This window comes from Janthinobacterium foliorum, assembly GCF_978021625.1.
Window position 1 is genome coordinate 259,208 of sequence record NZ_CDXDQE010000003.1, and the last position, 12,763, is coordinate 271,970.

At 61.3% G+C, this 12,763-nt stretch carries 13 protein-coding genes; 7 read left to right on the forward strand and 6 right to left on the reverse strand.

Translation table 11 applies throughout. From position 1 onward, the window contains the following. Window positions 1-67 precede the first annotated feature (67 nt). Genes ACZ92H_RS08630 through ACZ92H_RS08645 form a run of 4 tightly spaced genes read right to left on the reverse strand, consistent with a single transcriptional unit; the run spans window position 68 to window position 4,635 of the window. Entirely contained in the window at window positions 68-2,116 is a 2,049-nt protein-coding gene (locus tag ACZ92H_RS08630; RefSeq protein WP_131373430.1) for a sodium:solute symporter family protein, read from the reverse strand. Further along, window positions 2,113-2,388 carry a DUF4212 domain-containing protein gene (locus tag ACZ92H_RS08635; protein ID WP_131373431.1) on the reverse strand — a complete coding sequence of 92 codons (276 nt, stop codon included), beginning with the start codon at window positions 2,386-2,388 and terminating at the stop codon, window positions 2,113-2,115. The genes ACZ92H_RS08630 and ACZ92H_RS08635 overlap by 4 nt, the downstream gene beginning before the upstream one ends. Then, on the reverse strand, window positions 2,381-3,919 hold the full coding sequence (locus ACZ92H_RS08640; RefSeq protein WP_465049007.1) for a sensor histidine kinase: 1,539 nt from the start codon (window positions 3,917-3,919) through the stop codon (window positions 2,381-2,383). Before ACZ92H_RS08640 ends, ACZ92H_RS08635 begins: the two co-directional genes overlap by 8 nt. After that, window positions 3,916-4,635 (reverse strand): response regulator, encoded by a 720-nt coding sequence (locus ACZ92H_RS08645; RefSeq protein ID WP_092796764.1) that lies wholly within the window; start codon window positions 4,633-4,635, stop codon window positions 3,916-3,918. Before ACZ92H_RS08645 ends, ACZ92H_RS08640 begins: the two co-directional genes overlap by 4 nt. 250 nt (window positions 4,636-4,885) lie before the next feature. Between ACZ92H_RS08645 and recA the strand changes: the two genes are divergently transcribed. From recA to ACZ92H_RS08675, 6 genes are all read left to right on the forward strand, one after another. Further along, window positions 4,886-5,992 (forward strand): recombinase RecA, encoded by a 1,107-nt coding sequence (gene recA, locus ACZ92H_RS08650; protein WP_071321836.1) that lies wholly within the window; start codon window positions 4,886-4,888, stop codon window positions 5,990-5,992. Between the two features lie 239 nt (window positions 5,993-6,231). After that, window positions 6,232-6,687, forward strand: coding sequence for a recombination regulator RecX (gene recX, locus ACZ92H_RS08655; protein ID WP_465049238.1), 456 nt, complete (start codon window positions 6,232-6,234; stop codon window positions 6,685-6,687). Window positions 6,688-7,236: 549 nt separating this feature from the next. Beyond that, entirely contained in the window at window positions 7,237-7,947 is a 711-nt protein-coding gene (locus tag ACZ92H_RS08660; protein WP_465049008.1) for a DUF2889 domain-containing protein, read from the forward strand. Window positions 7,948-8,019: 72 nt separating this feature from the next. Beyond that, on the forward strand, window positions 8,020-9,189 hold the full coding sequence (gene sucC / locus ACZ92H_RS08665) for an ADP-forming succinate--CoA ligase subunit beta (protein ID WP_092796762.1): 1,170 nt from the start codon (window positions 8,020-8,022) through the stop codon (window positions 9,187-9,189). A gap of 13 nt (window positions 9,190-9,202) precedes the next feature. Beyond that, entirely contained in the window at window positions 9,203-10,084 is an 882-nt protein-coding gene (gene sucD / locus ACZ92H_RS08670) for a succinate--CoA ligase subunit alpha (protein WP_131373432.1), read from the forward strand. A gap of 218 nt (window positions 10,085-10,302) precedes the next feature. Further along, window positions 10,303-10,767: a pilin gene (locus tag ACZ92H_RS08675; RefSeq protein WP_131373433.1), complete on the forward strand. Its 465-nt coding sequence runs from the start codon at window positions 10,303-10,305 to the stop codon at window positions 10,765-10,767. A gap of 18 nt (window positions 10,768-10,785) precedes the next feature. Here ACZ92H_RS08675 and ACZ92H_RS08680 read toward each other — a convergent pair whose 3' ends face one another. Next, window positions 10,786-11,508: a flagellar brake protein gene (locus ACZ92H_RS08680; RefSeq protein ID WP_465049009.1), complete on the reverse strand. Its 723-nt coding sequence runs from the start codon at window positions 11,506-11,508 to the stop codon at window positions 10,786-10,788. 162 nt (window positions 11,509-11,670) lie between these two features. Here ACZ92H_RS08680 and ACZ92H_RS08685 point away from each other — a divergent pair, with 162 nt between their 5' ends. After that, window positions 11,671-12,051 (forward strand): DUF6713 family protein, encoded by a 381-nt coding sequence (locus tag ACZ92H_RS08685; protein WP_465049010.1) that lies wholly within the window; start codon window positions 11,671-11,673, stop codon window positions 12,049-12,051. On the opposite strand, the gene moaC is transcribed toward ACZ92H_RS08685, so the two are convergent. Beyond that, on the reverse strand, window positions 12,052-12,558 hold the full coding sequence (moaC, locus tag ACZ92H_RS08690; RefSeq protein ID WP_465049011.1) for a cyclic pyranopterin monophosphate synthase MoaC: 507 nt from the start codon (window positions 12,556-12,558) through the stop codon (window positions 12,052-12,054). Window positions 12,559-12,763: the final 205 nt, after the last annotated feature.

Below are 12,763 nucleotides of genomic sequence, written 5' to 3' on the forward strand. Positions count from 1 at the left end.
ATACTGTTTCCGCAAGGCTAACATCTACGGCGTTGTTTTGCGAGTCCCAACAGGTATTTTCCTGTCATTATTCCGGCGCCCGGATATGCTCGACCAGTCCCGTGCTGCGCCGCTTTGGCGCCGGCGTCAGCCAGCTGACCAGTACGGTGGCGGCCAGGCCGGCCGGCACGCCGAAGATGCCGGCGGAAATGGGCGCGATATGCCACCATTGTCCGCCGGCGCTGCCGCCCAGCATGGTGCTCGTGTGCAGCATGTAATACAGGCACACGCCAAAGCCCGTGAACATGCCGGCCAGCGCGCCTTGGTGATTCGTGCGTTGCCAGAACACCCCCAGCACCAGGGGCGGGAACAGGGTCGAGGCAGCCAGCGAAAAGGCGATGCCTACCAGGGACAGGATATCGGCCGGCTTTTGCGAGGCCGCATAGGCGGCGATGAAAGCCACGGCCAGCAGCAGCAATTTCGAGATCGTCACGCGCTTTTGCGTCGAGGCCGTGGGATCGACCACCTTGTAATAGATGTCGTGCGACAGGGCATTCGAGATGGCCAGCAGCAAGCCGTCCGCCGTCGACAGGGCGGCCGCCAGTCCGCCCGCCGCCACCAGGCCGGAAATGACATAGGGCAAGCCGGCGATCTCGGGCGTGGCCAGTACCAGCACGTCGGCATCGATGGCAATTTCCGCCAGCTGCACGATGCCGTCGCGGTTCACGTCGACGATGCTGATCAACGGGCTGAGCTTGTCCACATTGGCCCAGTACGAGACCCAGGTGGGCAGGTTGGCATATTGCGTGCCCACCAGCGCGGAATAGATATCGTACTTGACCAGCACGGCCAGCGCGGGAATCGTCAGATAGATCAAGAGGATGAAGAACAGGGTCCAGAACACGGACACGCGCGTGTCGTGCACGGACGGCGTGGTGTAGGAGCGCATCAGGATATGCGGCAGCGCGGCCGTGCCCAGCATCATGCAAAACACGAGGGCCAGGAAATTGTTGCGCTTGATATCGGACTGCTCGCGGTCGGCGGCGGGAAACGGCTGCGCATGGGGCGTGATCGGTTCGGCGCGCTTCTGGTTGCTGGCCTGCGCCGCCTGCCACAGCACGCGCGCCTCGTCCGGATTCTTCGGATAGGCGATCAGGGCCCGCTCCGCATTGCGGATGTCAAACAGCGATGCATTGCGCTGGCGTAAATTGTCGAGCTGGCGCTGGGCCGCCAGGTGGCCCTGCTCCCATGATGCGGGCAAGCCATCGAGGCGCGCCTGGTAGCCTTGCGCGCGCTGGCGGAAAATGGCGCGCACCTCGTTTTCCCTGGGATCGTTTTCCAGCACGTGCTCGCGCGCGCTCAGCTGCGGCAAGACCTTGCCGTAGGCGATCTGCGGCACGGGATTGTCCGCATGCTTGACGGACAGCCACATGGCGGGGATCAGGAAGGCGATGAGGATGATGATGTATTGCGCCACCTGCGTCCAGGTAATGGCGCGCATGCCGCCCAGAAAGGAGCAGACGAGGATGCTGGCCAGTCCCAGGAAGATGCCGACAGAAAAGTCCACGCCCGTGAAGCGCGAGGCGATCAGGCCGACCGCATAGATCTGCGCCACCACATAGGTAAACGAGACGATGATGGTGGCGGCCACGGCCACCACGCGCACGGCGGCGCCACGGCTGTCGCGGCCGCTGCCGTAGCGGGCGGCGAGGAAATCGGGAATCGTGTACTGGCCGAACTTGCGCAGGTAGGGCGCGATCAATAATGCCACCAGGCAGTAGCCACCCGTCCAGCCCATGATGAAGGCCAGGCCATCGAAACCGTTCAGGTACAGGCCGCCCGCCAGGCTGATGAAGCTGGCGGCCGAGATCCAGTCGGCCGCCGTGGCCATGCCGTTGAACATGGCCGGCACCCGGCGCCCCGCCACATAGTATTCGGTGACGTTCGAGGTGCGGCTGATGACGCCGATGGTGGCGTACAGGGTGATGGTGACCAGCATGAACAGGTAGCCGATCCACGCGCGCGGCATGCCTTCCTGTTCCAGCACCGTCAGGGCCAGCAGGAAGGCGGCGAAACCGGCGGAAAACAGCAGATAGTAGCGGCACAGGCGGGCAAAGAAGGTGCGCTGGCCGCTCATGTTTCCTCCCCGGCATGGAAGGCATTGTCGAGGCGGCGCATGCGCCAGGCGTAGAAGGCGATGATGGCCAGGTATACCAGCGAGGCGCCCTGGGCCGCCATGTAGAAGGGCAGCGGCCAGCCGAACAGGTTCAGGTGCAGCAGCTCGCGGGCGAAAAAGACGGTCAGGAAACCCGTCAGCAGCCAGATCACCAGCAGGATGGCCGTCAGGCGCCGCGTCTTGTGCCAGTGGGCATCGAGACGCTGCTGCAGTGCGGGGCTGGGCTTATCCATACGTGATGTCATCCTCTTCGGGCGGGTCCGGCAGCAGCAGGGCTATGCTCAGGCGCAGCAGGGTGCCTGGCAGCCTGGGCGAAGTGGCGCGCGGATTATTGAAAATGTCGACTTCGGCCCCGTGCTGCTGGGCAATCTCACGCACGATGGCCAGGCCCAGGCCGCTGCCGTCGGCATTGCTGCCAAGAATGCGGTAAAAGCGTTCGAACACGTGCGCCCGCTCGGTCTGCGGAATGCCGGGACCCGTGTCTTCCACTTCCAGGATGGCCAGTTCCAAGGTGCTGCGCACGCGCACGGTGACGCTGCCGCCCGCCGGCGTGTAGCGCAAGGCATTGTCGATCAGGTTGCTCAGCAGTTCGCGCAGCATGATGGCATTGCCGGAAATCATGAGCGCATACGCGGGCTGCTCGAAGCCCAGGTCGATATGCTGGGCGAACGAAGCTTGCACCCAGTCCTGCACCACGCCACGCGCCAGCTCGCTCAGCTCGATGGGTTCGAAGGCGGTGCCTGCCTGCGGCTGGTTTTCCGCGCGCGCCAGGGCCAGCAGCTGGTTCACCAGGCGCGTGGCCGCTTCCGAACTTTTCGCCAGCTGCAGCAGCGAACGGTGGATCTCGTCGTGGTCGGTCTGGCGCAAGGCCAGCTCCGACTGCATGCGCATGCCGGCCAGCGGCGTCTTCATCTGGTGCGCCGCATCGGCGATGAAGCGCTTCTGCATGTCGATCGACAGCGACAGCCGCGCCAGCATCTCGTTGAGCGAACCGACCAGCGGCGTGATTTCCTCGGGGACCTGGCCCGACTCGATGGGGCTCAAATCGTCGGGCGGCCGCGCGCGGATGCGTTCCTGCAGCTGCGCCAGCGGCGACAGGCCGCGCGCCAGGGCGAACCAGACCAGGGCCAGGATCACGGGCAGGATAATAAACTGCGGCAGAATCACGCCCTTGATGATTTCATTGGCCAGCTGCGCGCGCTTTTCCAGCGTTTCCGCCACCTGCACCAGAGCGCGGCGCGGTTCCTCTTCCGTGCTGGCCGGCATGTCGAGATACGTAAACGCCACGCGCACGGGCGTGCCGTGGATGGTGTCGTTGCGGAACAGCACCGTGCCGCTGCGGTACTTGTCGGGATCTTGCGGCGGCGGCAAGTCGCGGTCGCCGTCGAGATACTCGCCGCGCGCGCCCACCACCAGGTAATACAGCGTATCGATATCGTCGCCGCGCAGGAAGTCGCGGCCCTTGTTGCTGCTGTTCTTTTCCGGCACGCGGTGCAGCAGCTCGCCATCGGCCTGCTTGACTTGCTGCGTCAGCACGGTGACGCTGTCTTCCAGCGCATGGTCGAAGGGTTGATTGGCGATGCTCTTGGCCACCAGGTAAGTGATGGCGATGCTCATCGGCCACAGCAGCAGCAGGGGCGCCAGCATCCAGTCGAGGATTTCGCCAAACAGCGAGTGCTCGATGGTGTCGTCCTGTTCCGTCGTGGGCGGCTCGAACCAGTCGTCGTCGACGGCCTCGTCCGGTGGCGCCTCGCGTGCCTTCACTTGCTGGCGGGAGCCGTGGCGTCGGCCGCTTCGGCGTGCAGGCGCGCTTCCGAATATTTTTCCAGGCAGTAACCGAGGCCGCGCACGGTGGCGATGCGCACGCCGCCCACTTCGATCTTCTTGCGCAGGCGGTGCACATATACTTCGATGGCGTTGTTGGACACTTCCTCGCCCCATTCGCACAGGTGATCGACCAGTTGCTCTTTCGAAACGAGACGGCCCGTGCGGCCCAGCAGGATTTCCAGCAGACCCAGCTCGCGCGCCGACAGGTCGAGCATCTGGTCGTTGATGTAGGCGCTGCGGCCCACCTGGTCATAGCTGAGCGGACCGTGCTTGATGATGGTGGCGCCGCCGCCCGCGCCGCGGCGCGTCAGGGCGCGCACTCTTGCCTCCAGTTCCGACAGGGCGAACGGCTTGGCCATATAATCATCGGCGCCCAGGTCGAGTCCATTGACGCGCTGTTCGATGGAATCGGCGGCCGTCAGGATCAGCACGGGCAGCAGGGAGGCGCGGGCGCGCAGGCGGCGCAATACTTCCAGGCCGGACATTTTTGGCAAGCCCAGGTCGAGGATCAGCAAGTCGAATTCCTGGGTGGACAGGGCCGTATCGGCTTCCTGGCCATTCTTGACGTAGTCGATGGCATAGCCGGACTGGCGCAGCGAACGGGTCAATCCATCGGCCAGGACGCTGTCATCTTCGGCAAGTAAAATACGCATGGTGAGGCTTCCTATGCTTGCAACATCGGGACATCAGAAGTCTATATTGTGTTTCATTTTCCGCAAGGTGGCGAGTTTTTGTGAAAAACAAGGGCTGTATTGATCTGTTTCAAAACAAATCCACGTTCCGCTTGCATTGATCACTGTTTTTTTATACAGTACTGTCTGTGTAAAGAATTTAACCCACTGGCGCTATCGCAGGCTGCAGGATTCCGGTGAATCCGCAACTGTAGAACGGCTGAAAGAACATATGGACGATAAAAAAGCTGTAGTACCCGCATCGGAAAAAGCCAAGGCGCTCGCCGCCGCACTGGCGCAGATCGAGAAGCAGTTTGGCAAAGGTTCGGTCATGCGCATGGATGCCAGCGCACCGATCGAAGAAGTGCAAGTCGTGTCGACCGGTTCGCTCGGCCTGGATATCGCGCTGGGCGTCGGCGGCTTGCCGCGCGGCCGCGTGGTGGAAATCTACGGTCCTGAATCATCGGGTAAAACCACCCTGACCCTGCAAACCATCGCCGAAATGCAAAAACTGGGCGGCACTTGCGCCTTTATCGATGCCGAGCATGCGCTCGACGTCGGCTACGCGCAAAAGCTGGGCGTCAACCTGCATGAACTGCTGATCTCGCAACCGGATACGGGCGAGCAGGCGCTGGAGATCTGCGACGCCCTCGTGCGTTCGGGCAGCGTCGACCTGGTCGTCATCGACTCCGTGGCCGCACTGACGCCACGCGCCGAGATCGAAGGCGACATGGGCGATTCCCTGCCAGGCCTGCAAGCGCGTCTGATGTCGCAAGCGCTGCGCAAGCTGACCGGTTCCATCAACCGCACGAATACCCTGGTCATCTTCATTAACCAGATCCGCATGAAGATCGGCGTGATGTTCGGCAGCCCGGAAACCACCACGGGCGGCAATGCGCTGAAATTCTACGCTTCCGTGCGCCTGGATATCCGTCGCACCGGCTCGATCAAATCGGGCGATGAAGTGATCGGCAACGAAACCAAGGTCAAGGTCGTCAAGAACAAGATCGCGCCGCCGTTCAAGGAAGCGCACTTCGACATCCTGTACGGCGCCGGCACCTCGCGCGAAGGCGAAATCCTGGACCTGGGTTCGGATGCCAAGATCGTGGAAAAATCCGGTTCGTGGTATAGCTACAACGGCGAACGCATCGGCCAGGGCAAGGACAACGCCCGCGCCTTCCTGCAAGAGCGTCCAGCCTTGGCCCGCGAGATCGAAAACAAGGTCCGCGCTTCGCTGGGCGTGCGCGAACTGCCGCCACTGGCCGCTGAAAAGCCGGAAAAAGCGGACAAGGCCGCCGACAAGGCAGCCAAGGCGGCGGAAGCCAAGGCGGCCGAGTAGGAAAGTAAACAGCGAAGTAAGCATCGTCAACGGCGAAGTAAGCACCGAAGTAAGCACCGGTCGGCTGCGCTGGCATGGCCAGTCGCGGCTGGTCTTGCCTGCGGCGGACCGTGACCGCTGGTGCCGTGGCTTGCCGCATAAAGATCTACAATGAATGCCGTCTCGCGCCAGTGCGCCAGGCGGCATTTGTCTTTTGGCGCTAAGTATTTTTTGAATGTGATGAATGATAGGGTGGAATGATGGCAGCGGTACAACTGAGCCTGAAGGGCAGGGCGCTGCGCTTCCTGTCGATGCGCGAACATAGTCGCATGGAATTGCGGCGCAAGCTGCAGCGGCATGCCCAGGAAGGCGATGACGTGGAAGCCTTGCTCGACAGCCTGGAGCAGGCCAACTGGCTGTCGCAGGAACGTTTTTCCGAGTCCTTGATCCACCGCCGCTCGGCGCGCTTCGGCAACAGCCGCATCATGGCTGAATTGCAAAGCCATGGCATCGGCGGCGAAGCGCTGCAGGAACTCAAGGCGGGCCTGGCCGAAGGCGAAATTGCCCGCGCCTGTGAGGTATGGCGCCGCAAGTTCGGGCAAGTGGCGCAGGATGCCGAGCAGCGCAGCAAGCAGATGCGCTTCCTCATGCAGCGCGGTTTTTCCCAGCGTGCCGTACAGGTGGCCTTGAAGGGCCTGGAACCGGAAGACGATTAAGTACTACGGGTACACGGGTTAAAGCCTGCCGCGCGTCGGGGTGGATAGGCGGCTTGCGATGCTTGCCCGTTCGGCGCCCCCGTAGCTCGGCGCCCCGTATCTTCCGTACGGTTGCGCTTTTTTGCCACCACTCTTCCGCGCATGATGCTTTTGTCCGGTGTGGTCGTGCCTGCTCCGGCAGCTGACCATCCTGAAGGCCGCCGCGGCGGGGATGGACGTTCCTCCGCCGCTTGCCGCTGTCCGGCTGTATACCTTCTGCAACAAATTCTGGCGCAGCGGTATCTCGCAGATAATTGCAGCGTGCCGCGGAGTCTTGCATTCCTCGCAATCCCGCCAATCCTTCTCATCCGGGCGTCAAGCGGCGTGCGCAATGTTGCGCTGCGTGCGGCCAGACCTGCCAGCGCAGCGGTCCGCCGGAGATGCCCCGTCATTTGACGGGCGCCGCCGCGATGGCAGGCCATATCTATCATCACCGTTGGTGATAACAACGGAAATTTCCATGCTGTTTTTTTATGCTTTGAAATGCATTTATCCAAGCAATGAAAAATTATGTTGCGGCGCAACCGGCGCTCAGTGTGCTACACTTTTAGGGTTTTTGCGGCGCCGCAGGTGCGGTTGCTGTTCGTAGAAGCTGCGAACGGCGTGCTTTATGCACATGGCTGCTTACTAAATTTTGGCCGCGCAAGCGGCATCGGTCTTATGCCCCTGTCAACTCCCGTATCCCGGCGCGCCCTCCGGCACTCCCGCGTTATTGACGTCCAAGCGTATGTGCGCGACGACGGCCTGTGGGATATTGACGCGCGCATTACCGACCTCAAAAGCTACGACGCGATGCTGGCCTCCGGCCCCCGTCCCGCCGGCACTCCTCTGCATGACCTCCATTTACGCATTACCGTCGATCACGAACTGACTATCGTCGAGGCCGAAGCTGTCTCCGATTCCGTGCCCTATCCCGGTTTTTGCGATACCATCGGCCCCGCTTACAGGGCGCTGATCGGTCTGAATTTATTGAAGAATTTCCGCCGCGACTTGAAACAGCGCCTGGCGGGAATCGCCGGCTGTACCCATTTGACCGAACTGGCGCAAGTCTTGCCGACTGCGACGGTTCAGGCATTTGCCGGCGATGTCTGGTCGACCCGCGACGGTGAGAATGCTGATTTGCCGCATGAAAAGCCGTTTCAACTCGACAAATGTCATGCCCTGCGCACCGATGGCGGGGCGGTTGCACAGTATTACCCGCGCTGGGTAGCCAAAGCGTGATCCCGGCGCTTTCCTGTTTTTTTTGCACCACTAACCGTATTTTTACAAATCAGTATCAGAAGGGAAGCCAGCATGAAAATCCATGAGTATCAAGCCAAAGAAATCCTCCGGCAGCACGGAGTGACGGTACCACGCGGTATTCCGTGCATGTCCGTCGACGAAGCCGTCAAGGCTGCGGAAACCCTGGGCGGTCCGGTATGGGTCGTCAAGGCGCAGATCCACGCAGGTGGCCGCGGCAAGGGCGGCGGCGTGAAAGTGGCAAAATCGATTGAACAGGTCAAGGAATACGCTGACCAGATCATGGGCATGCAGCTGATCACGCACCAGACCAGCGCCGAAGGCCAGAAAGTCAACCGCCTGCTGGTGGAAGAAGGCGCCGACATCAAGCAGGAACTGTACGTTTCGCTGGTCACCGACCGCGTTACCCAGAAAATCGTCCTGATGGCGTCGTCCGAAGGCGGCATGGACATCGAAGAAGTGGCCGAGAGCCACCCTGAGAAGATCCACCACGTGACCATCGATCCGGGCGTAGGCCTGACCGATGCCCAGGCAGACGACATCGCGACCAAGATCGGCGTGCCTGCCGGTTCCATCGCCGATGCCCGCGTCAACCTGCAAGGCCTGTACAAAGCGTACTGGGAAACCGACTGCTCGCTGGCCGAGATCAATCCGCTGATCGTCACGGGCAGCGGCAAGGTCATCGCCCTGGACGCCAAGTTCAACTTCGACCCGAATGCCCTGTTCCGTCACCCGGAAATCGTCGCCCTGCGCGACCTGGACGAAGAAGATCCGGCTGAAATCGAAGCGTCGAAATTCGACCTGGCCTACATCTCGCTCGACGGCAACATCGGCTGCCTGGTGAACGGTGCCGGCCTGGCCATGGCTACCATGGACACCATCAAGCTGTTCGGCGGCGAGCCAGCCAACTTCCTGGACGTCGGCGGCGGCGCCACGGCAGAAAAAGTAACCGAAGCGTTCAAGATCATGCTGAAAAACCCAGGCCTGAAAGCCATCCTGGTGAACATTTTCGGCGGCATCATGCGTTGCGACGTGATCGCCGAAGGCGTCATCGCCGCGGTCAAGGCCGTCTCGCTGAACGTACCGCTGGTGGTCCGCATGAAGGGCACCAACGAAGACCTGGGCAAAAAGATGCTGGCCGATTCCGGTCTGCCTATCATCGCAGCCGACACCATGGAAGATGCAGCCAAGAGCGTCGTTGCCGCTGCTGCCGGTCAAGCTTAATTAAGGAATCAACATGTCCATTCTGATCAATAAAGATACCAAAGTTGTCACCCAAGGGATTACCGGCAAGACCGGCCAATTCCACACCCGCGGTTGCCGCGACTACGCGAACGGCAAAGCTGCCTTCGTGGCAGGCGTGAACCCGAAGAAAGCCGGCGAAGATTTCGAAGGCATTCCAATTTTCGCTAACGTGACCGAAGCGAAAAAAGAAACCGGCGCCAACGTGTCCGTGATCTACGTCCCGCCAGCAGGCGCGGCAGCGGCGATCTGGGAAGCCGTGGAAGCTGAAATGGATCTGGCCATTTGCATCACCGAAGGCATTCCTGTCCGTGACATGATGGTCCTGAAAGACCGCATGGCCAAAGCCAACAGCAAAACCTTGCTGCTGGGCCCTAACTGCCCAGGCTTGATCACGCCAGACGAAATCAAGATCGGCATCATGCCAGGCCACATCCATAAAAAGGGCCGCATCGGCGTGGTATCGCGTTCGGGCACCCTGACCTATGAAGCAGTAGGTCAGCTGACCGCACTGGGCCTGGGCCAATCGTCGGCAGTCGGCATCGGCGGCGACCCGATCAACGGTCTGAAGCACATCGACATCATGAAGATGTTCAATGACGATCCGGATACCGACGCGGTCATCATGATCGGCGAAATCGGTGGTCCAGACGAAGCCAACGCGGCTTATTGGATCAAGGACAACATGAAAAAACCGGTCGTTGGCTTCATCGCTGGCGTCACCGCTCCTCCAGGCAAGCGCATGGGCCACGCCGGCGCGCTGATCTCGGGCGGTGCCGATACGGCACAAGCCAAGCTGGAAATCATGGAAGCCTGCGGCATCACCGTGACCAAAAACCCGTCGGAAATGGCGCGTCTGCTGAAAGCCATGCTGTAATTTCAGCCTGACTTGTTGCGGTACAAAAAAGGAGCTTCGGCTCCTTTTTTCATGCGCGCTGGAAATGCGCACTCTGGCGCCGGGAAGCGACAAAACCTGCTCATGACGACCGAATCGCGTCACTTTTCTTGCCTCTTGGAGCATCGTCGCCCGTGAGCCATGCTGGCACGGCGCTTGCACCGTGCATGGCGTGATCAACGCCACCATGGGAGGATGCGATGCGCGGCCAACGTGGATTTACCCTGATAGAACTGATGATTGTCGTGGCCATCGCCGGCATCCTGGCGGCCGTGGCCATTCCCCAGTACGGCGACTACACGATGCGGGCCAAGGTCAGCAACGTGCTGGCGGCTGCCGCGCCGCTGAAGACGGCCGTGGCTTTGTGCGTGCAGGAAAATGGCGGCGAGGCGGCCGCTTGCAGCACGCCCACGGAAAGCGCCCCCAGCGCCATTCCCGTGTTCAGTGCCACGCGCGAAGTGGCCAGCGCCAACGTGGACAAGGGCAACATCGTCTTGACCCTCGCCGCCGACCTGGGCACGGGCATAGGCGGGCAAAGCGTGACCATGACGATGAAGCCTGGCAGCAGCAGCCTGACCTGGTTCAACACCACCACCGTGACGAATCTGGCGGCGAAGGAAGCGATCACCAGGAATAATCCGCCAGCGCCGGCCGCGACCCTGTGAGCGCGCCCGGTCCGTCCTTCAGACGATTTTTTGCCGGTCCGCGATCAGCGCTTCATAGGTGAGGTTTTGCAGCAAGGTGTAGTGGGTCGGTTCCAGGTCGATGAATTGCACGCCATAGGTGTGGATTTCCGCCACCTCCGCGGCATGGCCATTCGACGGCTTGCCCACGCTGACGTTCTGGATGCGCGCGCGCGTATTGACGCGCATCTGGTGCTTGTTCGGCTGTACCAGCAGGGTAAAGCTGAGCGCCACGCCCTCGTCGTCGGGCGTCAGCATGCTGGGTGATTCGATCAGCGCGCCGGATACGCTGAGGTTGACGATGAACACGGGCACGGCCGCCACGTCGCGGTAGCTGAGCTGTGCCGGAATCTCGACTTTCACGCGCATGGCCGTGCGCAGGCTGGTGCCCTGGATGGCATCGGGAAAGCTCAGGTGGACATAATGCAGGGGCCGGCCAAAGATGCGCAGCACGCTGCAGGAAAACGAGCACACGGTGACGCCGGAAAACACGCGGATGGTCAGCTTGTCGCCTTCGTTGAGCATGACGGCGGCGCCATTTTCCATGGGGATCTTGACGATCAGATACTCATCCTTCACATAGCCGATCACGGTCGAGAAATGCTGGACGGGTTTGATGGTGCGGTGCGTGATGAACTGGATGCGCCCACCCACCTGCAGATTCATGGCTTCGAATTCGAAGTCCTGGAGCTTGGTTTCCGCGATGGATTTGTTGCTTGTCATGCGATGCTCATCTCAATGTCGTCGAATCGCAGTATGCATGAATTCTTGATGAAAAAGCATTTACATCAATAAAATGGCGATTGGCAGTAAAAAATGCAGTGCGGCGTGCCGGCGGGCGTTGCGCGCTTTACAATTGCGTCAATATTCACGAACGTAAATGTTATGACGCGCAGCTACTTCTGGACCATGTTGTTCCTGATCGTGCATCAAATCGACGCTGCCTACTGGCATGAGTGGGAAATGTTCCATGTGCCGGGCGGCATCCAGGGTTTCCTGGTATTCAACCTGGCGGCCATTGCCGTGGTGCTCGCGGGCTACCGGCATGTACTGCTGGGTACCCAGCGGGCGCCGTTTTACGCGGGCGTGTGCGCCGCGCTGGGCGTGGGTACCTGCTTGATCCACGCGGGCTTCGCGCTGGCAGGGCTGGAGCAATTCCACTTGCCCCTGTCGGTGGCCGTCATCGCGCTGTGCCTGGGATGCGGTACCTGGCTGCTGCGCGACTTGCGTCGCGCCCAGGGCCAGCTGGCGCGCCAGCCTGGTTAATTAGATGTCGGCGTGCCAGTCCCCGGACTTGCCGCCATGCTTTTCCAGCACGCGCACATTCGTCATGACCATGCCCCGGTCGACGGCCTTGCACATGTCGTAGATCGTCAGCAAGCCGATCTGCACGGAGGTGAGCGCTTCCATTTCCACGCCCGTCTTGCCCGTGGTATCGACCTGGGCGCGGCAGTGCACGCTGCTGGCCGCTGCATCCACTTCAAAATCGACGGTGACGCGCGTGAGTGCCAGCGGGTGGCACAGGGGGATCAGGTCGCTGGTGCGCTTGGCGCCCATGATGGCGGCGATGCGGGCGATGCCCAGCACGTCGCCTTTTTTTGCATTGCCGGAAATGATCAGGGCCAGGGTGGCGGGCTGCATGCGGATGGTGCCGGCGGCCACGGCGCTGCGGCGCGTATCTTCCTTGTTGCCCACGTCGACCATATGGGCTTGGCCCGTGGCATCGAAATGGGTCAATTCCCCGGCGGGGGCGTGTTGGTCTGCAGTTGTCATGGTGTCAAATCAGGTCGGAATCGTGGGGGCGGCACGCTGGCTTATCCACGCTTGACACAAGCATATTGCCTGCCTGTCGCGTGAGAAAGGGCGCCGCTAACAAGGTATGATAGCACCCGTGAATGCAAAAACTTCCCTCCAGAACCTGTTGCCAAACGCCACTGCGGCTTCGCCATTGAGGCGCCGGCCATGGCGTGCCCCCCTG

What these genes read in the sequence shown, in the direction of transcription:
- ACZ92H_RS08685 (WP_465049010.1), top strand. Translation starts at nt 11,671, where the DNA reads ATGACGCGCAGCTACTTCTGGACCATGTTGTTCCTGATCGTGCATCAA.
- sucD (WP_131373432.1), top strand. Translation starts at nt 9,203, where the DNA reads ATGTCCATTCTGATCAATAAAGATACCAAAGTTGTCACCCAAGGGATT.
- recX (WP_465049238.1), top strand. Translation starts at nt 6,232, where the DNA reads ATGGCAGCGGTACAACTGAGCCTGAAGGGCAGGGCGCTGCGCTTCCTG.
- ACZ92H_RS08675 (WP_131373433.1), top strand. Translation starts at nt 10,303, where the DNA reads ATGCGCGGCCAACGTGGATTTACCCTGATAGAACTGATGATTGTCGTG.
- ACZ92H_RS08635 (WP_131373431.1), bottom strand. Translation starts at nt 2,388, where the DNA reads ATGGATAAGCCCAGCCCCGCACTGCAGCAGCGTCTCGATGCCCACTGG.
- moaC (WP_465049011.1), bottom strand. Translation starts at nt 12,558, where the DNA reads ATGACAACTGCAGACCAACACGCCCCCGCCGGGGAATTGACCCATTTC.
- recA (WP_071321836.1), top strand. Translation starts at nt 4,886, where the DNA reads ATGGACGATAAAAAAGCTGTAGTACCCGCATCGGAAAAAGCCAAGGCG.
- ACZ92H_RS08630 (WP_131373430.1), bottom strand. Translation starts at nt 2,116, where the DNA reads ATGAGCGGCCAGCGCACCTTCTTTGCCCGCCTGTGCCGCTACTATCTG.
- ACZ92H_RS08645 (WP_092796764.1), bottom strand. Translation starts at nt 4,635, where the DNA reads ATGCGTATTTTACTTGCCGAAGATGACAGCGTCCTGGCCGATGGATTG.
- sucC (WP_092796762.1), top strand. Translation starts at nt 8,020, where the DNA reads ATGAAAATCCATGAGTATCAAGCCAAAGAAATCCTCCGGCAGCACGGA.
- ACZ92H_RS08660 (WP_465049008.1), top strand. Translation starts at nt 7,237, where the DNA reads ATGTTGCGGCGCAACCGGCGCTCAGTGTGCTACACTTTTAGGGTTTTT.
- ACZ92H_RS08680 (WP_465049009.1), bottom strand. Translation starts at nt 11,508, where the DNA reads ATGACAAGCAACAAATCCATCGCGGAAACCAAGCTCCAGGACTTCGAA.